Here is a 23663-nt window from a genome sequence, read left to right on the forward strand (position 1 = left end):
GAAACATACAAAACTCCCCAGCCGCTGCGCGGCGGCCGTAGACTCGCCGCGAGTTCCGGCTGCCCAGTGCATCCGCAAGACCGCAGGACGCACGACCGCACGACCGCATGGGCGGAGGGGCGGGGCTCCCGGGGGCCGCCGCGCCGAACCGGATCAAAGCGTCGAAGGGGTGGCACTTGACGGGCCGGCACGCGTACCCATCCCTGAAGCAGCTGCTCGCTCTGTTCGGGCGCTCCGAGGTCAGCCTCCTCACCGCACCGTCTGATCCCGATGTCCAGGTGACCACGCACACCGTCCTCGATCTCGCTGAGAAGGCCGGGCCCGAGTACAAGGGCGCCCTTCTGATGGCTGTCGGAATCTGCCCCGAGGACACCGCGTTGCTCGATGCACTGCCTGCCCTCGGCGAGGCAGGCATCGCGGCGATCGCTCTGAAGACACGCGGTTCGCGTACTGGACCGCTGATTGAGGCCGCCACCGCGGCAGGAATCGCTGTGGTCGACGTGAGCGATGAGTTCCCCTGGCGCCATGTCGACGCACTGTTGGCCGCGACGACGGGCGATGTGAGGAACGGTGCGCCGGGCTTTTCCTCGGCGGACGCGGTCGGCGACCTCTTCGCTCTGGCCAACGCTGTGGCGGCAATGGTGGGCGGTGCGATCACGATCGAGGATCCGCAGCAGCGGATCCTCGCCTACTCCAACCTGCCCGGCCAGCCGATCGACGACGTGCGCCGCGAAGTCATCCTCGGGCGGCAGGTGCCCGATCGCTATCTGCCGGCATACAGACATCTGTACCGCGCCCAGGGCGTCGTCCGGTTCGGCTGCGCGCCCCTGCCCCGCATCGCGGTGGCGGTGCGAGCCGGAGCAGACCTGCTCGGCTCAATCTGGGCGGTGGGATCCTCCGGTGAGACGTTCGGTCCCGAGGCGGAACGAGCCCTTGCCGAGGCCGCCGCGAGTGCCGCGCTCCATCTGCTCAGGGTCCGCCGTGCCACGGACCTTGAACGCCGCGCCCGCAGCGAACTGTTGCGCTCCCTGCTGGCCGGTGAGCCTGTCTCCCCGACAGCCAGGCTCGGCATCGAGCGCGGCTCCATGACCGTGCTCGCCTTCGAACTGCCTTCCTTGCCCGGGACCTCTGTCGATGTCGACATCGTCGGGCTTCAGGTCGCCGACCTGGTGGCTGCCTGCGCCGAGACGACGGCACGCGCTTCCTCCTGCGTCTTCGAGGGAGGGATTGTCTACGCCCTGCTTCCACTGCCGGACGAGTCACCCGAGGCGTCGGGCGCCACCACACTGGCCAAGACGGTCCTGACCCGCGCCGAGGAGTCCTTGCGCATCCGACTGCGCGTGGGCATCGGCTCGGCGGTGGCCCCGTTCGCAGACGTGCCCCGTTCGCGTCAGGAGGCCGACCGGGTGCTGACCGTCCTCGCAGCCGGGCGCCACAGCAGCCGACTCGCATGCATCGAGGAAGTGCGGAGTCAGGCGATCCTGCTGGAACTCGAAGACACCGTCGTCCACGACCCACTGTTCCAGTTCACATCGGTCGCCGCCATCCTCCGCCACGACACCGAGAAGCAGACGCAGTACGCCAAGACCCTGCTCGCGTACCTCGAAGGCTTCGGCGACATCGCCGCCGCCGCGGAGACCCTGCACGTGCACGCGAACACCTTCCGGTACCGCATTCGCCGGATCGGCGACCTGTTCGGCGTGGACCTCACGAATGCGGACGAACGCCTCCTGCTCTGGCTCCAACTGCGACATCTGTACTGAGCTTGTTTGTTTGGCTTGTTCAACCCTGAAAAGAGCGGCCGCTGTGATGAGTCTTGCGCTGCCGGGCCTGCCGTCGCCCCGTTGATTGTGTTGTTGAGCAGCCCATGCCGGTGGCGATCGAGACTCACCAAGGCTCCTGGTTGCCTGCCTCCGCGCGACCAAACGGCCCGTTTACGCGATCAACCCAACGGCGGCCGCAGGCTGCCATGACCCCGTACGGGCAAGCGTCGCCAGCCGGTTCGGCGGCACCTTGTCGATCCTCACCCGGCCCAGACCGAGCGAGGCGATTTCATCGACCCGCTCCAGGGCCTTCGCCATGCCCGTGCACGCCGCCACGGCGCCGCACTCCGTCCCGCTCCACCACCCGCTGCGGAGGCGGCCGAGTACGGCTGCGCCGCTACTGCGAGCGCGAAGGCATCGAGGAGAAGCCCCGTACGAGGAAGTCGCGCGGCTTCGAGTCCCCCGACGAGCGGGTCGTCGCCTGAGGGGCTCACACCCCGAACCCTGATGCCGTCCGGCACCCCGAGCGCGGGGAGCCACCCGTGGACCTGATCCAGTAGATGACCTGCGCGGGGCCATCCCGCGGCCGCGAGGAGCAGCGCGCGAGTGCGTCACGAGTGGAGCGTTCGTCGGGATCATCCCCGCAGGCGCGGCGTGATCAATCCGCTGACCTGTGGAAGTGCCAGACACCGAGAGCCGGACCCAGTCCCCTGGGTCCGGCTCTTTGTCGATATCCGGCACCCCACCCTGCCAGGCGGCCGGCTCTCGCTTTCGTCTCGCCGCAATCACCGGCGAAGGTGGAGGATTGGGGGTGAGCGAGTGAAGGAGGCCTGTCATGAAATCCCGCGCCTCGGATTCAGATTACGACACCTGGTTGTACTCACACACGCCGTCGCAGGCGGAGGGCGAGCGCGACGAACCGAGCGAGCGCAGTGCCATGGAGGTGCACCCGGACGTGCCCAGGACTGAACCGTCGCAGGCCGAGGGCGAGCGGGTGGACGACAAACCGACCGGGTGATCTCCGCGCCGGGAATCGACGGAACAGGAGCACGCCACATTTCGGCTACATGCAGCTGTGCGGCCAGACCCCCAAGGTCTCCACCGACGCGGCCCGCGGCCTGGTGAAGGAGACGCTCGCAGGCAGAGTAGACGTCCGTCAGATCGCGGCAACGCTCAAGAGCTGGACAAGCTGACCTCGGACCGAGCCTCTGATCGCGAGACCACCAGAAGAGATGAGTACGCGGACTCAGGCTCCCTGTCGGCCCCTGCGCGATGATGAAGATCACCTCGCCGTCCGAAACGCAGGAGTTCCGTGCTCAGCCGCGTCGCCGCCGCCATCGTCCCCTCCCTCGGCCGTCTGACGACGTCTGCCGAACTGGCCACCGTCCCGGCCCCCGGCATCCTCGTTGCCAACCACACATCCCTGGCTGACCCCGGCATCGTGCTGGCCGCTCTGCGCCGGATGGACATCGAACCCGTCATCCTCGCCACCGCTGGCCTGTGGCGCGTCCCCGTCCTGCGGTACCTCCTGGACCGCGACGGGCACGTCCCCGTCTACCGCCGCACCACCCATGCGGCCGACGCCCTGGAAAAGGCCGCGGCAGCGCTCGACGCCGGCCGCCACGTGCTCATCTACGGCGAAGGGCGCCTGCCGCGCCGCAGAGACGCCGCCGAAGCCACTCCCGACTCCTTCCGCAGCGGCCCCGCACGCCTCGCCTTCGCCTCCGGCGCGCCCATCATTCCGATCGGCCAGGCCGGAGCCCGCCGAGTCGCCTCGGGCAGTCGTACCAAGCAGGTCGCAGGGCTCCTCACGGCCCCCGCCCGCCGTCCCCGCCTGCACGTGCACGTCGGCGCCCCGATTCACCTGCCCGCCGAGATTTCGAGGGCTAGCGCGGCCGCCCACCAGGCCGTCACCGCTGCCTGGCGAACCGCCGCCCGGCGCCTGGGCGAGCCCGCAGCGCTCGCGGCCTGATCAATGGTTCCGCGCTGCTGGGTAACGGGCAGATGCCGAGGTCGGGGTGCCGGATGGGCGCGAAGGGGATCAGATGGCGTCCCTGCCGGCAGCCGGCCATTGAGGAGGGGTGCAGGTCGTGAGGGTGGGACGGCGCAGACTGGCTTCCGCGGGTGCGGCGGCGGTAATGGGCGGGGCATTGTTGTCCGGGTGCGGGGCGGCGCCCTTCTCTGGAGCCGCATCGGGGAACGCGGCGCTTACGAAGGCGTTGTCCTTCCGCTACGTGGGGGATTCAGGTGCGGACGAGACAATGAATCAGCAGCTGGAGATCGAGAACGTCTATCGAGGGTCGGTGGTCCCGGTCCTGTCCTTCAGCGCGCTCGACAAGAACCGTCAGGTGCTGCCACAGGTCAAGGTGAGCACGGTGTACGGAAGCGACCGGGGCAATCTGGTGGCGCCGTAGAGGACGAGCATCGACATCCTGCGGTTCTCCGGCCCTGGAGAGCATGACGTGTCGGATGTCCGTGTGACGGTGCAGAGTACGGCCGTCGCCAAGATGCCCGCCGGGATGAACGAGGTGACGACTCAGGCATTGGACGGCAAGGGCCGTGAGATCACCAGGTTCGAGCGATTCTCGGGGGTCAGGCTTACCAACAAGGATGACCACCCGGTCTTCGCGCGGATCGTCCGTATCCTGTGGAACCAGCCGCCCAAGGGCGTCACCCAACAGGCCGTCGAGGTAACCGCGGTCGGCGGCCTGACGGTGATACCGGCTCATGGCACTGCCGTGGTACAGGTGACTGGGGATGCGGCCGCTGCCGTCGCACGCAATTCCAACGGCCCGGCGGTGAGCATCAAGGCCTACAACTCGCAGTAGCTTCAAAAGGCTTGCGATGTCTGCCGCGCAGGAGAGCACCGCAAGTCGGCGGGTGAGAGATGATGCCGCGCGAAATCTGGTTCGGCAGAGGCTGCCCGTACCGTAGAGTTCTGTTCACCGACGCGGGGTGGAGCAGCTCGGTAGCTCGCTGGGCTCATAACCCAGAGGTCGTGGGTTCAAATCCCGCCCCCGCTACTCAATACGACTTCGGGCCCGGCGCTTTCGCGCCGGGCCCGAAGTCGTATGCCCACCCGTGCCGGTGTGCGCGACGACGCGATCGGCGCGCCATCCGCCGATTCGGCGGTGAGCTTGCCTTCGTCGCCGCACAGTGCGGTCAAGTCGTCTCCGGACAGCTCCTTCAATTGGCCAATGGCGGCCCCTTCTTCGTAGGCGCCGCCCCTGTGGCAGCGGCCTACGACAATCCGCCCAGCGTACGACCGGCGTTCGACGACCGTGGTGCTCGTGCGCTTCCCCGCTGGCTTCGTGGGTGGGAACGGCCGGAGATAGCGAGCTGTGTCAGCTCAGGCGAGCCGCGCTCCGCAAGTCTCCGTGACCGGCGCATCGGTCGGCCACAGCGGCAGACCCACGCAGCTCCGGCGTCGTCCACGCTTCGGCCACAGACCCCACGTTCCGCCGATCCGGCCTACACTCGGCAGCCGCTTCCGGACCAGCGGGAGCGGCACTCATTTCGAGAGGACTGATTGACGGTGTGGCAGGAAGCGCCGATTTACGACCGGCTCGTCACGGAGCTCGGCGACATTCCCTCACAGGTGCGCAGCGAGGCCGAGCGCACCGTACGACATCTGGAACAGGTCATCCGCCCGAGCACGCCTTGGACCGGTGGACTCCCCCAGCCTGCCGGGCCGTTCACGAGCGAACTGCGATAGCGGCGCGCCCCCAGGCGGCCGCATGACGCCGCGCAGGAGTCGAAGCACGGGCGGCGGCCGCCGCGCCCAGCGCAGCGAGGCCGCTCGCCTCACCGACGAGCTGCTGGCCGAGGGCTTCAACAAGAAGCAGGTCGGCGAGATCCTCGGCCGCAACCCGTCGCTGGTCAGCCAGTTCTTGTCGAAGAACAAGGGCGGCAGCTTCGTGGAGGCGCTTCGGGCCGTGGTGCAGAAGGTCCAGGCTGGCGGCCCGCGCGGCATCGAGAGCCTCAAGGCCCTGGCCGCAGCCCACATCGAGCGGCGCCTGACCAGGGAGGGCAAGAGGGCGCGCGTACGCAAGGGGGATGTCGTACGTGCGGAAAAGACGGTGGAGAAGGGCGCAGAGCGGCACAAGGAGTGGACGTCGTCCCTGGCGCGGGCGGGGAAGCAGCACATCGCTTCCGGAGCGTCCCTGCTGTATCCGGTGGTGGAGGACGCGGCCCGCTACGGCGGGCGGGTTGCCTTCACGGTCCGCGCCAAGAGGAAGGCGTTCAAGCACGATGCCGGCCGTCTGGCCGACTCCCCCGGCGTGCGGCAACCACAGCCAGGCGGAACTGTCCCATCGCGGCGGAACGGGCCGCGCCGTCCATGGCCCCCCAGTCCGGCCCCGACGCCCACCGCGCCAGGCCCCGGGTGACCGGCGTGAGAACAGACGCCAGCACTGCCGCCACAACCGCCGAGGCAGCTGCGACGCCCGCGACTGCACCATTTGCGGGCGCGGGGATCGTCCCGGGGTCCGGTTTCCCAACCGCGCGACACGGCGCGTGTTCTACGCTGGGCTCGAGAACGCCAGACCCCGGGGACGCCTTGCGCGCACTCGGAGAACCACCTCTGCGGGGAGCAACATGGGGCTGCGCTACGACCTTCCATCGTCCACGGTGGTGGCCCATCTGATCTCCGGCTCCGGCACCCCGCCCCGCGTGACACACGCCGAGGTCGAAGCGTTCCTGCGCAGTCTCCAACACGACCACGACCGCATGCTTTCGCTGCACGGTGACTTCGAGGACGACGTACGCCGGGCCGCACGGGAATCCACGACGCGGCTGCAGTCCGCTACGTTCCAACGCTGGGACGCTTACCTGCCCCACGACGTTCTGGACAGCTGTCTCGCACCGCTGGCGCGCATCTTCCGCAGTTACGGACTGCTCGTCCTGCCCATCGGGAACCGGCATGACGGGCACGACCTCGACCTGTTCGCCAGCGAGGCCGCGCGGGCACCCGGACACGGGATTCTGACCCTCATTCCAGGGCTGTACCAGCCTGCGGTGAACGTCCAGGTCCTCGATCCCGACGACGGGGTACGGGACGCGCTGAGGCGACGCGACGAATGGCCCGGGGCCATCTTCATTCTCCGTGACGGCCGGTCGGTGTTCCTGCCCCTGGACACGGCGTACGAACGGCTGATGACGATCGTCCGCTCGGGACTCCCCGGCGTCGACCCCGCCCGCACCTGGTCGATCCTGAATGAGGAGGAACGGCAAAGACGCCGGCCTCCCGTGCGCCGACGGCTGCTCCACCTGAGCGACCTGCATCTGGGGACGCAGCGGGCGGCACGGGCGCAGGACTTCCTGCTGGCCAACCTGGGCAGGTTCATGCCGCTGGACCATGTCGTGATCTCCGGGGACCTCTTCAACAACCCGCTGGCAAAACACCGCGAGGCGTACGAGCATTTCGTGCACCAGGTGCGCAGGCACACCCGAAAGCTCCCGGTCGTCGTCCCCGGCAACCACGACCAGCGGATCTCAGGCATCAGCTTCTGGCGGCTGGGCGGCCGTCGGCGTCAAATGGTCGAACTCGACTGGAGCCGCGGCCTGGTACACGACGCGGAGACCCGCATGGCCTTCTTCTGCTTCGACTCCGCGAACACCGGAAACATGGCCCGGGGCAGCGTGAGCCAGGACCAACTGCTCAAGGTGGGAACGAAGTTCGACACCGAGAACCTGGACGCGGAGCTCCGGGGCCATCTGCGGATCGCGGTGGTCCACCACCACCCGTATCCGTATCCCGCACCGAACGAGACTCCCGTGACCGGTCCTCGGACGTGGCCGGGCCGGGAACGGCTGCTGGAGATGACGGACGCGCAGTCCTTCCTGACGTGGTGCGCCGGACGGGACATCAGCCTCGTCCTGCACGGTCACCGGCACGTGCCGCGCCTCGTCATCGACGACGTCGCCACCGGGCAGCCACGCGGGCAGCACCGCCGGATCACCACCGTCGGTTGCGGCACCTCGCTCGGGGCGGGCGGTTCGCCGATGTCGTTCAACGTCATCGAGTGGAACGCCGAAAGCCGCTCCTGGAGCGTCGACTTCCAGATCTCCCGGCCGGACGGACAGGGATTCCACTCAGTCATGGTCCAGGCGTCCCCTCCACCGGGCCGCGGCTGACCCGCAGTGGCCGGGACCGGCCCAACGCGGTCCTCACCGGCCCGGAGTCTTCACCGAGACCGTCACCGGTCCGGAACCGCCGTCGGCTCCGGTCCTTCCACCGTCCTGTCCACGCGGGACCAGCGCAGCCGGGGCGGATGCGAGGCTCCCACGTCCTCGGCGAGCTGGTGACGCAGTTCGCTGGCGAGATGCCGCACCAGCCGTGACTCGGCCTCGTCGAGCGGCTCGGCGGAAGGTGTTCCGGTCGCGTCCAAGCGGGCCACGTCAATCAGGGCGTTCTGCAGGTTCAGGTAGCAGGCCTTCGAAGCCTTGGTCAGGAACATGCCGCCCGCGTCCGCCCCGAAGTACCAGTCGTGAAAGGTGTTCCAGAACTCCAGCAGGCGTGCCCGCGTCGGTTCGGCACCCGGCCGCCAGCTCCGCGGGATGCACTCGGAGAGGTGGAACAGCACCTGGTAGCGCTCCAGCCGCTTGTCCCGCAGCGCCACGTCGTAGGCGTGCTCCAGCTGGATGAGCATGCTGGAGCGGTTCGTCACATAGCTGGTCACGGCGCCGATCAGGCCGCCCAGCACCACACCGACCAGGCCGATGACTACGGTCATGCTCTCCCCCGGAACAGCCCGCCACTGCCGCCATGCTGCCACGCGCCGGACACTGCCGTACCCCGTGCGGCGAGTTTTCGCGACCGGGAGTACGGCAGGCGCGGTGGGCGGTGGGCGGTGGGCGGTGGGCGGCAGAGCCTGGGTGGTAGTACGGCGGCGCGCCGCTCTTACGACGTTCATCTCCAGCCGACTCTCCCGCCACCCGATCAAGCATCACTGTCGGGGTCGAATGGGCTGCACGTCGCCGCACACGGCCCGACGCCATGCGGGGAGCGGGACGGGGCGGCCGTGACGCTGGTGCCGGCACTGGTGGCCGAGCGGGAGATCCAGTTCGCCGAGGCCGCGCCGTGGCATCCGGACCGCAGCGCAGTTGAGGTGTTCTGTCAGTGGGCGAAGCCGCTGATCGAAGTCACCGCACCAGGCGCGTACGGCAGGAGCAACCTCTACCGTGCGCACGACCTGGGCGACGCCGATCCCCGGCTGCGCGAGTTCCTCTGCGCGGACCAGGTCGGCGCGCGCAAGGTAGCCCGGCACATCTTCGACATCGTGGGCCGGATGGCGAGGGGGCAATTCGCCACTGCGGTGGGGACACCGCCGGTCGACTGGGGTACCGCGAGCATGTTCCGCGAAGTGCCCGATCTGGGCGGACACTTCACCGTGCCGTACATCGAGCACACTCTCCGAGGACTGCGCAGTGAGCTGCCCGACTACGTAGAACGATCCCTTGCCGGCAACCCGCCGCCCGAGATCGTCGAGAAGGTCGAGAAAGTCGACGGGATCGTCCTCGTCGAGCTGTAGTGGCAGGGGCGGCAGGATTCGAACCTGCGGCGTACGGGTTTGGAATCCGCTGCTCTGACCAGCTGAGCTACGCCCCTTCGATGGGGTGAGCTTGGCATCGGCGCGGTCCGAATCGCCACCGGATTTCGCGCGGACCACGGCCGTTGAGGCCGTCAGGAAGCACGGCCCGTGGTGAGGGTCACATGAATTTGCGCGGACCGACGCTCTCACCAATCGCGAAGCACACGGCCAGCAGCATCACCGATCCCGCTCTCGACGCCCTGTACGAGACGCTGGGCCTGTACCAGCACGGCGCGTTGAGCGTGGCCTGCCCCCAATGCCACGTGCAGCCGGTGAACTGTGCCGCGCCCCCGCAGCGTTCAACGACTCGCAGACGGACGAGCTCGGCGGACTCGACCCGACTGCACGGCTTCCTTCGACTGGGCACAGCCCCGGGCCTGGCGACGAGGTGATGGTCGAGGAGGACCGCCCAGCCCTGCGAGTCCTCGACGACCCATCACGTTCATAGGCAGTCGGCATCGCTCAGGGCCTCGAGGGACCGGCAACTGAGCCCTTCCGGCCGACCGAGCCCACGAGGACGGCGGCATCGGAGACTGACGGTGGGACCTGATAGCAATGAGGTCATGATCAGCAGTGACGACATAGGCCTTCTTACCCGGCAGCTGACGAGCCGCTTCGTCGGCTTGCTCTGGAGCGAGACGGACATGCGCAAACTCATCGGCTGGCTTGGCTGGGATGGACCGGCGAACCCGGCGGCCCGGCGGGGGCGGTGACCGGGCTGCCGGGCAGGGACGCGGTGCTCGTCCCGGTCGGAGCCACCGAACGGGAGTGGGCCACGCTGGAGGAGTACCTGGAGCTCGTGGTGCCGTTGAGCCGGCCCGCACCGGAACCGCACGCGCAGGCCCAGGAGTTCCGGCGCGCGGCGGACGCGGTGCGCCAAGTGCTCGGGGACGCTACGTACGCCGGCAGTCACGGGAGCACCGGACCGTACGGACGACGCGAGGCACGGCCCCTGTGGGGCAGCCCGTTCCTGCGCTGGCGCCAGGACCGGGTGACCCTGGAACTGCAGGCCGGGACGGACGGGCCGGAGCTCGTGCTGCAGCCCAGCGAGGCCTGGGAGACGTGGTACTCACTGGCCGGAAGGGGGTTCGTCGGCGTTCTGGAGGACTGCTGTGGACAGCAGTTGCAGCACCCGCGGTGGGAGCTGGCCGGCGACTGGGACACCCTGCAGGTCTCGATCGGTGCATTCCTGCGGACGCTGCCCGCGGTCACGTTGGCGACCGGGATGTCCCCGAACCTAGCCCTGTACGGGCGGGTCGGCGATGCCTCACCCATCATGTTCGACATTGTCTGCGACGACCGCCTCTACCTCGGGTACTGCGAATACATGGTCGAGGAAGCGGCGCGCGGCGAGAACGCAGTCAAGCTCGGGTGGACCCGCCGGGAGTTGCTACCGCCCGGGCACATCCGCCCCGGAGACGACGGCAAGCCGCCTTGGCGCATCGACGCGGGCGGCCCCGGGGAAGTGCAGGCCTCGGAGATGGCTGCGCTGATCGTGCGCACCGCGCAGGCCGCTGGAGTCACCAAGCCCACCGACCTGATCATCGGCGGGGAAGCCGAGTACCGGCGGCCGTACTGGATCCACTTTGCGGAACTCGCGATGGCCACCGGCTGAGCCGACGGCTTCGAGAGGTGGCAGTGTCGCCCCTTCGCTGCCACATAGGCCCAGGTCGCTCCTCGCAGAAGTCGTCTCAGAACCGCAGATCGGCTCCCGTGTAGCCGACGGCGGCCGCCTGAAAGGGGAGCCGTCTAGAGGCAGCTGCGTTCGGCGTTGCCGCAGTACCGGACCGAGTTGATGGAGATCGCACAGCTGGCCCGGCCGCTGATGCCCATGCACCGGCAGCCGCGCCCGCTTGCCCGTCCTGCAACGCTGGCGTCGCTACTCCCGGTGCAGCGACCGGCGTCCGGCTATTGCCCAGTGAGCTCCCTGAGACGCGCGTCGTAGTCGGCTGCGATCCTGCATGTATGAACCATCTCGGCGACGCGAACCTGCGCACCTGGACGCTGCGCTTTATGGCCCTCCTCGCAGCCGACACCCAGGATCAGCTTGCCTGGCTGGGCGAGCGTGAGCTGGAGACGGAGTCCGTCGTTGAAGAGGTGGAGCTCCTCTGCCGCGTCTCCGAAGGACTCGCGGAGCGCGGAGCCTTCGAACCCAAGAATCTGCGCGATCTTCAGGCCATCGGCCGTCGCCTCGGCGAGATCGATGCCGCCTGCCGCGCTGGCCTCTGGGCCAACACCCTGGCCACAGATCCGGCGTGGGACGAAATACGTCCTCTCGCCCGCCAGTTTCTCCTCACGACGCTGGGCGACTGGCGTCAGCCACTGCCACGCCCCGTGCGCCCGCACACGGGCGACCACTGAGCACGTCCAGGCCGCCTGTGCGCCTCTGACGTGGCCGGCCCCGCACACACGAAAACGAACAAATGCCCTCCGCTTGGAAAACAGGGGCATCGTCGCAGCTTGGCGGCGCCCAGCCAACGTGATTTCCGTCCCCGCGGAGCCGGAGCCCGCCATTGCGTGAAGCATCCGCTCCGGCGCGAACGGGTGCTGGCTGTCGCCCTTCGGCGGTGAGCGGCGGGAACGTCGCGGCGACGTTCGGATGGGTGTCGGCCGGTAGGCGGCCGCACACCGCCTACCAGACCTCGGCGGCCGCCTCTCGGTGCGAAACTCACGCAGCGTTCGAATCCTCGGTGTGCTCTGGCGCCTCCCGAAGTGGTGAAGATCTGCTGTCCGTTCTCAGGTTCTGGCTCAACTTCTGTGGAGCAGTGACCGAGCGTTGCGAGCCAGCGAGGCGGATGCCTCGGTGGTCAGGGCTGGATCTTGATCCGGCCCCACGAGGTTAGGGTGCTGATTCACGAAGCGAGGAGAGCTGGCGTGCCCAACAGACCGCGGCTGGAGGAAGCCCTCGATTTCCTGAGTGCCGAGCTGGCGGCCAGGCGATCGACGACGACCGAGTTGACCACTCGGGCTGCATGGCTGGCCTTCATGCGATTCGGGCGGCAGCGCTTTGGCACAGCATCCACACCCGACTCCGACGGCTTGCTCTTCCAATACGGCAAGTACGCCTTCAGCGGGCGGCCGATGTTCACTGTGGACTTCGCGCGGCAGTTCGACATCAGCGATGACGATGGTCAGCACGACCATTACGTGCAGGTTCACTGCGAGCTCCGCTACGAGCCCGAACCGGCTCTGGACGCCCTGGGAAGCTTCGACTCCTGGTTCTTTCACGACGCCACCGCGGACCTCGACGAGTGGTTCGCCGCCATGGGTGGGCATCTCGAACTGCTACTTGATCGCGGGCCCTCGGAGATCGACCTGTACGAGGAGCCGGTATAGGCCGTGCCAGCAGTGGGAGGTCGCAAGGCTCCGTCACGCAAGCAGGACTCGCTTGCGCAGGAGGTCGAAGCCGGCGCGGCCGAACATCTGGCGCTTGAGCATCTTGATCCTGTTGACGTGTCCCTCGACGACACCGGAGTTCCAGGGCAGGGTGAGGCCGGCGGTGACGGCGTCAAAGTCGCGGTCGATGCCCGCGGCGAGGGCGCCCTGGCAGTCACCGGCCGTGCCGAGGTGCGTTTCTCGTGCAGGTAGAAGCGAACGCGCTGGTAGCTGCCCCTGTAGCCGAGCGGCACGATCTCCTCCCACAGCTTCCATGCGTTGGTGCAGCCCTCGCTCCAGCGGTCGTCAAGGTAGGTCTTGTACTCGTCGAGAACGGAGGGCCGGTTCTGCCACTGGCCCGTGAAGAGGTCCTCCGGAGTCTGAGCGTCGGCAAGCTGCTTGACGGTGCGGTAGGTCATTCCGAGCTGCCGCTGGATCGAGCGCCAGCTGTGCCCGGCCTCCAGCAGGGTGCGGACGGCGGCGTGCCGGGCCCGCGTGCGGTCGGCGAACCGATGCCCTCGCGGCCACGGCGAGCCGAACGGGTCCGCAACCGGGGCGGGCTCGGACTCGGGTTCATGAGAACCGGGGACGAGGACGCGCAGGCAGCGGCGATGCTGGGCGACGCTTCGCTCGGCGGCCTCGCTGATGTTGTGCCACAGATGCCACCGGTCCGCGACCTGGGTCGCCTGCGTGGCTCCGGCCGCGGCGCCCTCGGCGAAGAACGGCGCACGATCCCGACATACGACCTCAACACCTGGCCGTCGGGCGAGCCAGGCGGCCAGGCTGGATGCCTTCCGATCAGGCAGCAGATCGATCGGACGGCGGGTTTCGACGTCCACGAGGACGGTGCCGTAGTGGCGGCCCTTGCGGGTGGCGTACTCATCAACGCCGACCACACGCGGCGCGGGCACTTCCGGCTCGGGAAGCGCATCGACCAGGCGCAAGACCGCGCTCCGACTGACGGATCACCCAAGAACGGAGGCGAGGCGGGCGCCGGCCCGGCCCGCCAGGGCGAGACCCACCGCAGCCAGAGTGGAGCGCAGCCGCTCGGTGCGCTGGCCGTGCCTGCGCATCAGACCGGGTATCTGCTCGACGAAGGTCCGGCGCGGACACATGGCGTTGCCGCACCGAAACCGACGAACCCGGAGCTGGAGTACGACGCTTCGTCCGGCGCTCGGTACGTCGGCGGGAAACCGCAGGTAGAAGCTATGAACCCGGGTCGACCAGGCTCCGCATCCCGGGCAGGCGGCGCCAGCCGCAGTGCAATGTGCATCGACACGCACTCTCTCGATGTCCACGTCCACCGACAGCACCGCGATCGACGGGATCGACGGGAACAGCAGCTCCTCCAGCCGGAACACAACCTCTTCCACGGCAGGGACTTTCAGCCCAGCTGCTCCCACCACGGCTCATTTTCGGGCGAGTTCGGGAGCCGCCCTGAGACGCACAACCGTCACTCACAGTGGCCGCAGCACGGAAGTTGAGCCAGAACCAAAACTGGTGAACAACCTCGTGCGGACTGATCGCTCACTGCGGCTCGAACCCGTCGACAAACGCTGTCATTTGCAGGGTTCTGGCTCAACTTCCCTGACGCGCGCACGGAGTGTGACGACTTGGCGAGCGGGCAGAGCGGCCAACGGGGAATGGACCGATTGTCAATCCTTGCGTTCTCCTGGCGGCCGAGTGCTCAGCAGTTGATCAGCCGCCTCAAGCGCTTCTCCTTTCAAGGCTTCGATAGAGACACCCCAACTCTCGTCCCAGCCGTCCAGGTTGATTGCGCACGAGACCAGTGGCTGCAGGTCTTCGGGATAGCCGAGGTCATAGGCGACATCGGCCCAGATCAGATGACTACCCGCAGCAGGATCGAGTGATCCGTCCACGATCTGACCGGCGATCCAGTAGGCCAAGGCCCACTCTGCGGCCCGGGGATCGGCTGGTGCCTGAAAGAGGAGTCCAAGCTCCTCCAGCACCTGGTCGAAGAGCACGGGGGCTTCCGCTTCTTCACTCCGCACGAGGCCAGCGAGCATGGCCAGCGAAGGGCTCTCCACCCCGGCCATCAGTGCGTCCAACCCCGCCTGGATGAGACGGTCGGAGCCAACATGTCGGCCGAACGCCCTCTCATGCGCTATGTGGCTGAGCTGCTGGAGAGCATCGTCGTGGTTCATCTCGGTCTCTTCGTTCGCGGCTGTGCAGAGCACTTTTCCACAGCCGCAAAGGGCGTTGCCATCGAGTTCCCTGCTCGCTCGGCTGAGGCTGGTGATCAGGACATCAGGACCCGCTTGCGGAGGCGCTGGAATCCGGCTCGGCCGAACATCTGGCGCTTGAGCATCTTGATGCGATTGACGGGGCCGTCGACGACGCCGGAGTTCCAGGGCAGGGTGAGGCCGGCGATGACGGCATCGCGATCGCGCTGGATTCTCACCGATCGACAGCGCAGATTTCCGGATTCTCCACCTGCCGCCGTTCATCCGCGGTGGTGTCTGCGCCGCCCTCGCGGCATGGCGGCGCCATCATCCAGACTGGCACCGAGTCCTATCGCCTCGCCCACACCAAAGCCCAGGCCGAACGGGCCGAAGCCAGGCGAAGGCGCCACACGGGATGGGGCCGCCCGGCAACCAGCCCACCCAAAAGCTGGAGTGGCCGGCCGCAGCAGGGCGGGATCAGTCGCTACCCGCTTCTCGCGCCACGCGCTCCAGTCGGCGCCGGTGGGTCTCCCACCATGCCTGATCACCCGGTGGCATGTTGTCGTTGCCCTTCAACATTCCGACCGTCCCGTCGATGAGCTCTCGCACGATATCGGCGTGGCCAGCATGCCGATTGGTATCGGCGATCACGCGCACCAGGACGTGGTGCAGTGTCGTCTCTCGTCGGTCCTCCGGCCACCAGGGGACGTGACCGATCGTGTCAAGCGACAGCATCGCAAATGTGTTGTTCGAATTTTCCCACGCCTGGTGGTACAGCCCGACGATCTCTTCGCGTGACTCGTCCGCAGTGGCCCACATGTCAGCGTTGGGTTTGGCGTCCTCCGTATACCACCAGGGCGGTGGCTCCTCATCGAAGAACGGCCGCCCGAACGTGTCGCCGAAGTACCCCAGCTCCACGCCAGCAATGTGCTTGACCAACCCCAACAGGTTGGTGCCGCTGGGCGTCAGAGGACGGCGGACGTCGTATTCCGAGAGCCCATCCAGCTTCCACAACAGGGCCTCACGAGCGTCTTGCAGATAGCGGAGAAGGTCCGCCTTCGGGTTTGGTTCGATCATGCCGGGCAGTCTTCCACCCGGCACTGACAGCCGAGCCTCGGGCAGCGGGGCGGTGCTGCAGGGGCTTTGCCTCGCAACGCTCAAGGCGCCTTGCCAACCTCGGCTCTATCCGGGCGGGAGTGACATCAAGAGTCAGGCTCTGGTCCACTTGTTGTGGGTGGTCACTGAATGTGACGGTTCGTTGATCGGGGCGTGCAATGGACCCTGCTGAACTCAGCTTCGGTCAAATTGGATGGGCTGTGGGCTGTCCGGGCGATAGTTTGACGCGATGATCAACCTGCAGGTTCGTCGCGAGTCCGGGACCGTTGTGGCTGGGTCCGAGCATGGCGTCGCCTGGGACGAGTCGCTCGCAGAAATCGAGCGGTCGCAGTTTCCGATGCTCGCCGGTGTCTGCCCGTTCGCGGATACCGTTTTCAACGCCTGGCAAATCCTCATGCTGCTTGAGGAGTTGGACCGTCTGCCTGCAGCGCGAGGTGGCCCCTGGGTTGACGCGGTGCGAGCCTTGTGCCGGACCGCGGAGGAAGGCTCCCACCGATACGTCTGGTTCGTTGGTGACTGATCTCGCGCCCTTGGTCCTGACCGCGGCCGACATCACGCGAATAGGACCCGTTTGCGGAGGAGTTCGAAGCCTGCGCGGTCGAACATTTGGCGCTTGAGCATCTTGATTCGGTTGACATGGCCTTCGACGACACCGGAGTTCCACGGCAGGGAGAGGCCACCGACGACGGCATCGAGGTCGCGTTCGAGGTGCTGGGCGAATCGGCTGAGACTGGGCAGGTCAGTAGTAGCTCTGGCTGATTCGATCCAGTCTGGTAGTTGGTCGCCTTGCAGGTTGGTGACCATGTGGGCGAAGGTCCGTACGTGCTTTGCGAGGACGTCCAGTTCGGAGCAGTTGGCCAGCACAGCCTTGAGCCGGACCCGGTCGCTCTCGGCCAGCGCGTCCGGCTGGGGCTTGCCACGCAGGGTCCTGCTCACGTAGTTGCGGACGTTGCCGTAGCCGTCTGGGTAGCCCTGCTCTCTGATCTCTTCCCACAGTTTCCATGCGTTGGTGCAGCCTTCCTGCCAGCGTTGGTCGAGGTAGGGCTTGTAGGTATCGAGTCTGGTCGCCCGGCTTTGCCACTGGCCGGTGAACAGCTCCTCCGGGGTGGTGGCCCGGGAGAAGCGCAGGATCGTGTTGAGCGTCATGCCGAGCTGCCGGGCGACGGACCGCTTGCTGTGGCCGGCGTCCAGCAGCGCGTGGATGGTGGCGTGCTTGGCACGGGTGCGTTCGGCGAACCGGTGGCCAGTCGGCCAGGGTGATGACGCGGCCAGCTTCGTCTCCTCTGGCGGTTCACCAGGCGGTGCTGGCGTGGGACGCAGGCAACCGCGGTGCTGGTAGACGCACTTCTCGGTGGCTTCGCCCAGGTTGTTCCATAGGTGCCATCGGTCCGCGATCTGTATGGCTTGCGGGGCGCCACGGGTCGCGCCCTCGGCGAAGAAGGGAGCGCGGTCGCGGCAGACGATCTCGATGTCGGGCCGCTGGGCGAGCCAGGCGGCAAGGGTGTCCGCCTCCCGGTCCGGCAGGAGGTCGATCGGACGACGTGTTTCGACGTCGATGAGCACAGTTCCGTAGACCCGCCCCTGCGCTGGGCGTATTCGTCCACGCCGACCACGCGGGGTGTGGCGGTGGGTGGATCCGGGAGTGAAGTGATCAGCCTCAGCAGGGTGTTCCGGCTGACCGGCGCCCCGAGAACGTCTGCCATGCGGGACCCGGCCCGGCCCGCGAGCGCGAGACCGACCGAGACGAGTGCCGATCGCAGTCGTTCCGTCCGCCGGCCGAACCGGCGGGTGAGCCCCGGCACCTGCTCAGCGAAGGTCTTGCGTGGACAGGAGTCCTCCGCGCAGATGAACCGACGCACCCTTAACGCCACCACGACGAACTTGCCTGCCGCTGGCAGGTCGCGGGGAAACCGCAGGTAGGAGCCGTGTATTCGCCTCGCCCAGCACCCGCAGCCTGGGCAGGCCGCTTGCCGGGCAGTACTCAGGGCCTCGACCCGGACAACCATGTCGGTCACATCGACCGACTTCACAGACACGCCCTCCACCGAGGAGAGCAGCAACTCTTTGAGCTGGCGCCGTACTTCGTCCACGGCGCAGCACTGTCGGCCACACCGCCCACCAGTCGGGCGATTTTCGGGCTATCTCAGACACCAAACCGAGAAGATCGACAGTCACGCTGCGTACGCGACCACAACAAGTGGACCAGAGCCCGTTCTCATGGACGCAGCCAGGCAAGCGGCTCAAGGCTGTGAGATGCACCTGTTTCTTCAGACACGGAGTGCCGGAAAATTCCGTCGCCCTCTCCTGCTGCTCGCTCCTACGCTCTGAGGGTGGACGAGGAAGACGAGCGGCACCCCTACGTGGTCTGCTGACCCTGCTGGACACGGTGCGTCGGTTCGATCAGCTGACGTCCGGCGAGTCGGCGTCGGAGTCGTGGCGGGTGCAGGCCGGCAGCCAGTTGGCGATCGACGACGCGCGGACGTGCCGATGATGCCGTCGGCGCTGGTGGCGGTATGCACGGTGTCGGTTCCGAGGCAAGTAGAACTCGGCCTTGCCGGTGACCTTGGCGAGTATCGGTAGGTTCGGAGAGCGGGACCATAGTAGGGCTTGGTCAGGTTCATTTGTCGGTGGCGTGTCCGGTTGAGGGGCTATGTCGTTGAGCGGTTTGTGACACCTGGGGAGTTGGATGAAGTCCGGTGTCGTCTGGAGGACTTCGCGGCGGATGTACGACGCCGCCCGCCCGCTCTCGCCGACGATCGAGCCTTCGCCGGGGCCAGAAGGCCAACCGCGTGCAGCTGCCAGTCCGGTGGATCGGGGGCGTCCGAGTCGTCCATGCGCTCGTGGTGGAGCGCTCGCCGGGGCGGCCCGTCAGTCTTTCGGCCTCGCCGACGCCTTGGCGCAGAGGTATGGACGCGCGAGCAGCAGGCTGGTGCCGGTCATGGCGATGCCGAAGTAGACCGGCGCGAGGTGGATGAAGTCCGTGTAGTGGATCGCGCCGTGCACTACGACGGCCGGCAGGAAGCCGGCGGCCGCCGCCGCGGCCAGGGTCCAGAACACCCAAGCTTCACCCCGCCGCCAGCCCCACGCGCTGAGCAGGACGATCGCCACCGCGGCGGCCATCAGGGCGCCTCCGAACCCCGCGCGGTCGTGGGCGACGAACGGCACAAGCCGAGGGCTCACGGCTTCCAGCGTCTGCGCGCTGGTGCCCAGGAAGGCCAGGTCGGTCGGCACGAAGACACCGGTCAGACCGACCACCGAGATCACCGCTCCGCCGACGAACAGCCCCGCTCCCGTGAGGATCAGCAGCAGCTGGCCGACCAGCGCCCGTCGGCGCTCCGGCTCCGGCCCCTCGGGCGCCAGGCGCCACCGCGGTGCGTGCGGGGTCCGACGGACCGCGGCCACGAACATCGGGAACAGCACGATGGTGGTAGCCGTGTGCAGGGGCTCCACGAATCCGGTGGCCAGGAAGTAGAACAAGGTGGGGAAGCCGATGGCCCCCGAGAGCAGATAGACATCGCGGGCCCAGGTCCAGCCGCGTCTGATCCCGCCCACGGCGAGACCGGTGTAGAGGGTGCCGATCGCCACCATCGTGCCGGCCATGGTGATCCGATCGTGCTGGAGGAAGTGCACGAGGTGGTGATTGGCGGCATGCATGTCCTGCAGCGTCATGCCGAGGTAGTCGCGGTCGTACCAGAGCAGCACCGGCCCGAGCGTGATCGCCGCGGCGCCGAGTCCGGCGCCCGTCATACCGAGCCCGACGAGCAGCGCCCACCACCAGGCGGGCCAGCGGCGCGGATCGCGGCCGACGTCCCGTAGCACCGGAGCGGGCTCGGTGGGCGTGACTGCCTCGGCGACCCGGGCGAACCAGCCGGGTCCGGCCGCGACGAGCACCCCGGGCCGGGCGAGCACGACGGCGCCCGGCTCCTCGAGCGCGGCGGCCGCGGCGGTGACCGACGGGTCGGACATGTGGACTATGTGCGGGTCGTCGCCGCCAGTGAACCCGTCGACATGGGGCTTGAGGGCGGCCTCGGCCTCCGGGTCGCAAGCGCGGACCACCAGCGGGATCGAGCGGCCGGCGGCGGCCTCGCGTACGGTCTCCGCGTCGGCCGCCGAGACGGGAGCCACCTCGACGACACCAGCCCCGAGCGGGGGCATGGCGCGTAGCGCTTCGCGCGCGAGCGAGGGCGGGACGGATATGCCGAGGCGGACGGTCACGGGCACACCGGCGATCTCGCCGGCAAGCCGCTCTGGCGGACGACGGTGGCCGAACGACCGAGCGATCAGCCGCGCGCCGACGGGACGGGAGCCGATCGAGGCCAACAGCCTCAGTGCCGTCCGCTGCGAACGGCGCCGGCCCAACACGGCGGCGGCCGAGCCGCGCAGCGGGTGATACGTCCAGTCCGGCATCAGTGCCTCTCGCTCTCCGTCGCGGTCGCCCGGTCACCGGCCGCGGTCCAGCCGAGCACCGACGTCATGGAACGCAGTGTCGCCCGCGTCGGCGTCAGCCGGGCGGCCGTGTCGCGCAGCAGCACCGCGGGCGGCCACGACAGCTGGCCGACTGCGCCGAGCCGGGCGGAGCGGCGCGTGATGGCCTGGGTCCGCGGGCGGCGCAGCAGGTCGTACGAGCGGAGCGCGGCGGCCACGTCCGGGGGGCCGTCGAGGCAGTGGGCGAGGGTGACCGCGTCCTCCAGCGCCTGGCACGCGCCCTGGCCCAGATTAGGGGTCATGGCATGGGCCGCGTCGCCCAGCAGCGCGACCCGGCCGCGGACGAAGGAGGGCAGCGGCGGCAGGTCGTACAGGTCGTGTCTCAGCACCGCGTCCGCGGGGACGGCGGCCAGGAGGGCGGGGATGGGATCCGGCCAGGACCCGAACCGGCGCAGCAGTTCGGCGTACTCGGACGAGCCGGAGGCCGCTCCCGCCGGCAGCGACGCGGTCGCGAAGCAGTACATCCGCCCGCCCGGCAGCGCCGTGTAGCCGAGCCTCGCCCCGCGGCCCCAGGTCGCTGCGCCCTCGGAGGGCGGCTCGGCGAGGGGCTCGGTGACCATGCGCCAGGCGGTGTAACCGGCGTACCGGGGGCCGGCCGCGTCGGGCCACAGGGCGCGGCGGACCGCACTGCGCAGCCCGTCGGCGCCGACCACGAGGTCGGGCCGGGACTCGCCCCCATGGTGATCGACGACCAGGCAGTGGCCGTCGTCGCGTACCGCGGACGCCTCGCTGCCCGACCGCAGGCTGTCAGCGGGCAGCGCCTCGGTGAGCGCCCGCAACAGGTCCGCGCGGTGCAGGACCACCAAGGGATGGCCGAAGCGGCGCGCCAGCTCCGCGTTGTCCGTACGGGACAGCCAGCGGCCCTGGCGGTCGCGTACGCCGCCTGTGGCCTCGACGGCGCCGAGTGCCCGGACGGCGCCGGCCAGGCCGAGCACTTCGAGCGCGTGCAGCGCGTTCGGCCACAGGGAGATGCCGGCGCCGATCTCAGTGAACTCCGGGGCCCGTTCCAGCACCTCGACGCGCCAGCCCCGGCGGTGCAGGGCGACGGCCGCCGCGAGGCCGCCTATCCCGCCGCCGACGATGGTCGCGGCGCGCTGTGGCATGGGTCCTCGCTCTGGGTTCGGGGGCGCCGCCCCCGGTCAAGTCGCCGTCGATCCGGTGCCCGAGCGGCATGCGACGCGGCGCAGGTCCGGCTGAGCAGCGCCTCATAGCAGCATGTCGACAGACGCCTGTCAACGTGCCGAGGGGCGGACCGGCCAGCCCTGGTAAGGCTTGGATCAGGTGGGTATCGCCGTGGGTACGTCGCGGTGACAGGTGGGGCAGGCGCCGGTCCAGACGGCGAGGAGTAACTGCATCTCGCGGACGACCTGGTAGAGGGTCAGGCCGACGCCGTTTCTTTTGGGGTCCGGGCCAGTCGCTGGAGTGTGCAGAAGGCATGGGCGGCGGAGACAAGGGTGACGTGGTGGTGCCAGCCGCTCCAGGCGCGGCCCTCGAAGTGGGCCAGACCCAGGGCCTGTTTCACCTCGCGTTAGTCGTGCTCGATCCGCCAGCGGAGCTTGGCCGGCCGGATGAGTGTGGCCGGCGGGGTGTCGTCGGGCAGGTTGGAGAGCCAGAACTGCACCGGCTCCGGCTCGGTGGCGGGCCACTCGGCCAGCAGCCAGCACGCGGGCAGTTCCGGCCGCAGGTGGCCTTGCGGATCTCGCGTCCAGCGGGCCGGATCCGCAGCGCCACGAACCGCGAGTACATGCGCTTGAACCCGCTGCGGCCGGTGCCCCGGCGGGAGCCCTCCCGCCACTGCACGGGCCGGGCCGCCTGCTTCCCAGTGGCGATGACCAGATCCTTCACGCTCTTGGGCGCCTCGGGGTATGCAGGTTGGGGCGGGTGCCCGCGGCCGCTGTGGGGCGGGAAGTGCGGCCGTGCATCGTGCGGGTGGGGCGTGAGTGTGGTCGAGCTGCCCACCACGTAGTGCAGCCCGCCTGTCTCCAGGCCGAGCCGGAAGGCTGCGGTGTCTCCGTATCCGCCGTCGGCCACGGCGAGGGGGACATCGACGTCCCAGGACCGGGTCTCGTCGATCATGTCCAGGGCCAGTTGCCACTTCTCGACATGGGCCACATCCGGCGGGATGCCGCACCGTTCGCGGCGGGCCGCCCTGGCAGATCGGCCTGCGGCGAGGCCCGATCCCAGCACTTGGGGAGGAACAAGCGCCAGTCGATCGCCGCCGAGGAAGTGTCCGAGGCCAGGAGCAAGGACACGCCCGCCTGGCAGTTGGTCACCTTGCCGGCGGTGCCGGTGCACCGACGCGACACACAGGCCGACGCGTCGCCGTCCTTGAGGAAGCCCGTGTCATTGATCAGCGCGGTTGGGTTGATCGCCGGGGGCCATCTTCCACGCGAGTCGGGCCCGCACATGCGCCGGATCCCACGTACTGGTGGTGATGAAGTGCGCCAAGGCCTGACCGTTACCGTCCTCACCCAGCCGGGCAGCCATCGGCTCCACCGATTTCCGCAGCCCATCCAGTAGCAGACCCCCGCAGATACACCCCGCCCCACCGACGCTGATCTGCCCGCGCGCGGTGGGGCCTTCCCCGCGCCGCCGACTTCAGCCACACCTACCGCATCGCCTACGGCACCACGGCCAAGAACCACCGGCACCAAGCCCTCCACAACCCCGAGTAGGAGTGGACTGATCGCGAACAGGGCTGTGAACTCAGCGCTAATGACCTCCCCGCGGAATCCCGGCATCGTGAAGGGACGTCCGCCGACTAAGGCGGTCCTTGGCGTTCGTCCGGGACTTCCCCGAGAACACAGAACTCAACTTCCGTGCCTGCAGCTACAAGGGCGGCAAAGCCTACGCGTGCGGTAAGTGGACCGGCGCCTACACCTCGCCAGGGTTCCCCGGCTGACGAACTGACCAAGTAATGGGGCCAGGCCATCTGTCCAGGCTCCCTGATCCGAATCCAGGGTCCCTGATTCAATCTCGGCAGTGACCTGAGGCGGCCCGCCGGTTCTCACCGGCGGGCAGCTTGGTTCCGAGCATCCGACCTGAACCCGGGACCGTCGAGGTGGCTGAGCCGCAGTCGGTGAAGGCCGTGGATGACCAGCTGATCGAGGAGTTGGTGGTCCGGGCCCAGGCCGAGGGGTTGCTTCTGG

Annotated in this window: 23 protein-coding genes, 2 tRNA genes and 3 pseudogenes; 15 read left to right on the plus strand and 13 right to left on the minus strand. The window is 68.5% G+C overall.

The features are described 5' to 3' along the window. Positions 1–176 precede the first annotated feature (176 nt). Complete coding sequence (locus ACFWDI_RS37180) at positions 177–1763, plus strand: PucR family transcriptional regulator (protein ID WP_385311082.1); 1587 nt, start codon at positions 177–179, stop codon at positions 1761–1763. 171 nt (positions 1764–1934) lie between these two features. Here the strand turns inward: ACFWDI_RS37180 and ACFWDI_RS37185 are convergent, their stop codons facing one another. Further along, a complete protein-coding gene (locus ACFWDI_RS37185; RefSeq protein ID WP_385311084.1) occupies positions 1935–2099 on the minus strand; it encodes a hypothetical protein in 165 nt (54 codons plus the stop codon). Between the two features lie 499 nt (positions 2100–2598). Between ACFWDI_RS37185 and ACFWDI_RS37190 the strand changes: the two genes are divergently transcribed. The 8 genes from ACFWDI_RS37190 (at position 2599) to ACFWDI_RS37225 (ending at position 7898) form a co-directional block, all read left to right on the plus strand. Next, on the plus strand, positions 2599–2781 hold the full coding sequence (locus ACFWDI_RS37190; protein ID WP_385311086.1) for a hypothetical protein: 183 nt from the start codon (positions 2599–2601) through the stop codon (positions 2779–2781). 49 nt (positions 2782–2830) lie between these two features. Then, on the plus strand, positions 2831–2956 hold the full coding sequence (locus tag ACFWDI_RS37195) for a hypothetical protein (protein WP_385311087.1): 126 nt from the start codon (positions 2831–2833) through the stop codon (positions 2954–2956). A 119-nt stretch (positions 2957–3075) separates the two neighbouring features. Further along, on the plus strand, positions 3076–3735 hold the full coding sequence (locus ACFWDI_RS37200; RefSeq protein ID WP_385311089.1) for a lysophospholipid acyltransferase family protein: 660 nt from the start codon (positions 3076–3078) through the stop codon (positions 3733–3735). Between the two features lie 289 nt (positions 3736–4024). After that, a complete protein-coding gene (locus ACFWDI_RS37205) occupies positions 4025–4177 on the plus strand; it encodes a hypothetical protein (RefSeq protein ID WP_385311091.1) in 153 nt (50 codons plus the stop codon). A 63-nt stretch (positions 4178–4240) separates the two neighbouring features. Beyond that, complete coding sequence (locus ACFWDI_RS37210) at positions 4241–4591, plus strand: hypothetical protein (protein ID WP_385311093.1); 351 nt, start codon at positions 4241–4243, stop codon at positions 4589–4591. 121 nt (positions 4592–4712) lie between these two features. After that, positions 4713–4786 (plus strand) — tRNA-Met (locus ACFWDI_RS37215). Positions 4787–5500: 714 nt separating this feature from the next. Continuing rightward, the gene (locus ACFWDI_RS37220; protein ID WP_385311095.1) at positions 5501–6151 is read left to right on the plus strand and encodes a hypothetical protein; all 651 of its coding nucleotides are present in this window, start codon (positions 5501–5503) and stop codon (positions 6149–6151) included. A gap of 208 nt (positions 6152–6359) precedes the next feature. Then, positions 6360–7898, plus strand: a complete 1539-nt coding sequence (locus tag ACFWDI_RS37225; RefSeq protein WP_385311097.1) for a metallophosphoesterase family protein — start codon at positions 6360–6362, stop codon at positions 7896–7898. A gap of 62 nt (positions 7899–7960) precedes the next feature. Here ACFWDI_RS37225 and ACFWDI_RS37230 read toward each other — a convergent pair whose 3' ends face one another. Further along, positions 7961–8497, minus strand: coding sequence for a hypothetical protein (locus ACFWDI_RS37230; RefSeq protein WP_385311099.1), 537 nt, complete (start codon positions 8495–8497; stop codon positions 7961–7963). A 288-nt stretch (positions 8498–8785) separates the two neighbouring features. Here ACFWDI_RS37230 and ACFWDI_RS37235 point away from each other — a divergent pair, with 288 nt between their 5' ends. Next, positions 8786–9295: a hypothetical protein gene (locus ACFWDI_RS37235; protein WP_385311101.1), complete on the plus strand. Its 510-nt coding sequence runs from the start codon at positions 8786–8788 to the stop codon at positions 9293–9295. On the opposite strand, the gene ACFWDI_RS37240 is transcribed toward ACFWDI_RS37235, so the two are convergent. Further along, a tRNA-Trp gene (locus ACFWDI_RS37240) sits at positions 9296–9372 on the minus strand. Between the two features lie 546 nt (positions 9373–9918). On the opposite strand from ACFWDI_RS37240, the gene ACFWDI_RS37245 reads away from it, so the two are divergent. The 4 genes from ACFWDI_RS37245 to ACFWDI_RS37260 all read left to right on the plus strand — a co-directional run bounded on the left by ACFWDI_RS37245 (position 9919) and on the right by ACFWDI_RS37260 (position 12691). Then, positions 9919–10068, plus strand: coding sequence for a hypothetical protein (locus ACFWDI_RS37245; protein ID WP_385311102.1), 150 nt, complete (start codon positions 9919–9921; stop codon positions 10066–10068). Next, the gene (locus ACFWDI_RS37250; RefSeq protein WP_385311104.1) at positions 10065–10970 is read left to right on the plus strand and encodes a hypothetical protein; all 906 of its coding nucleotides are present in this window, start codon (positions 10065–10067) and stop codon (positions 10968–10970) included. Before ACFWDI_RS37245 ends, ACFWDI_RS37250 begins: the two co-directional genes overlap by 4 nt. A 350-nt stretch (positions 10971–11320) precedes the next feature. After that, entirely contained in the window at positions 11321–11716 is a 396-nt protein-coding gene (locus ACFWDI_RS37255) for a hypothetical protein (protein WP_385311106.1), read from the plus strand. 483 nt (positions 11717–12199) lie between these two features. After that, complete coding sequence (locus ACFWDI_RS37260) at positions 12200–12691, plus strand: hypothetical protein (protein WP_385311108.1); 492 nt, start codon at positions 12200–12202, stop codon at positions 12689–12691. A 42-nt stretch (positions 12692–12733) separates the two neighbouring features. Here the strand turns inward: ACFWDI_RS37260 and ACFWDI_RS37265 are convergent. The 5 genes and pseudogenes from ACFWDI_RS37265 to ACFWDI_RS37285 all read right to left on the minus strand — a co-directional run. Beyond that, positions 12734–13641, minus strand: a pseudogene (locus tag ACFWDI_RS37265) (transposase); the annotation flags it as partial. Between the two features lie 54 nt (positions 13642–13695). Beyond that, positions 13696–14103, minus strand: a complete 408-nt coding sequence (locus ACFWDI_RS37270) for a transposase family protein (RefSeq protein ID WP_385311110.1) — start codon at positions 14101–14103, stop codon at positions 13696–13698. 282 nt (positions 14104–14385) lie between these two features. Then, a complete protein-coding gene (locus ACFWDI_RS37275; RefSeq protein ID WP_385311112.1) occupies positions 14386–14895 on the minus strand; it encodes a hypothetical protein in 510 nt (169 codons plus the stop codon). 95 nt (positions 14896–14990) lie between these two features. Continuing rightward, a complete protein-coding gene (locus ACFWDI_RS37280) occupies positions 14991–15152 on the minus strand; it encodes a hypothetical protein (RefSeq protein ID WP_385311143.1) in 162 nt (53 codons plus the stop codon). A gap of 238 nt (positions 15153–15390) precedes the next feature. Continuing rightward, positions 15391–15990, minus strand: coding sequence for a DinB family protein (locus tag ACFWDI_RS37285; RefSeq protein WP_385311114.1), 600 nt, complete (start codon positions 15988–15990; stop codon positions 15391–15393). 268 nt (positions 15991–16258) lie between these two features. Here ACFWDI_RS37285 and ACFWDI_RS37290 point away from each other — a divergent pair, with 268 nt between their 5' ends. Beyond that, positions 16259–16549 (plus strand): hypothetical protein, encoded by a 291-nt coding sequence (locus tag ACFWDI_RS37290; protein ID WP_385311116.1) that lies wholly within the window; start codon positions 16259–16261, stop codon positions 16547–16549. A gap of 32 nt (positions 16550–16581) precedes the next feature. Here ACFWDI_RS37290 and ACFWDI_RS37295 read toward each other — a convergent pair whose 3' ends face one another. The 5 genes and pseudogenes from ACFWDI_RS37295 to ACFWDI_RS37315 form a co-directional block, all read right to left on the minus strand. Further along, the gene (locus ACFWDI_RS37295; RefSeq protein ID WP_385311118.1) at positions 16582–17592 is read right to left on the minus strand and encodes a transposase; all 1011 of its coding nucleotides are present in this window, start codon (positions 17590–17592) and stop codon (positions 16582–16584) included. A gap of 332 nt (positions 17593–17924) precedes the next feature. Beyond that, a pseudogene (locus tag ACFWDI_RS37300) lies at positions 17925–18035 on the minus strand (hypothetical protein); the annotation flags it as partial. 862 nt (positions 18036–18897) lie between these two features. Beyond that, positions 18898–20436, minus strand: coding sequence for a hypothetical protein (locus ACFWDI_RS37305; RefSeq protein ID WP_385311120.1), 1539 nt, complete (start codon positions 20434–20436; stop codon positions 18898–18900). Beyond that, entirely contained in the window at positions 20436–21617 is a 1182-nt protein-coding gene (locus ACFWDI_RS37310; protein WP_385311122.1) for an FAD-dependent monooxygenase, read from the minus strand. The genes ACFWDI_RS37305 and ACFWDI_RS37310 overlap by 1 nt, the downstream gene beginning before the upstream one ends. Before the next feature lie 275 nt (positions 21618–21892). After that, positions 21893–23122, minus strand: a pseudogene (locus tag ACFWDI_RS37315) (IS701 family transposase). Positions 23123–23663 lie beyond the last annotated feature (541 nt).

The organism is Streptomyces sp. NPDC060064 (genome assembly GCF_042736455.1).
Classification (GTDB): Bacteria; Actinomycetota; Actinomycetes; order Streptomycetales; family Streptomycetaceae; genus Streptomyces.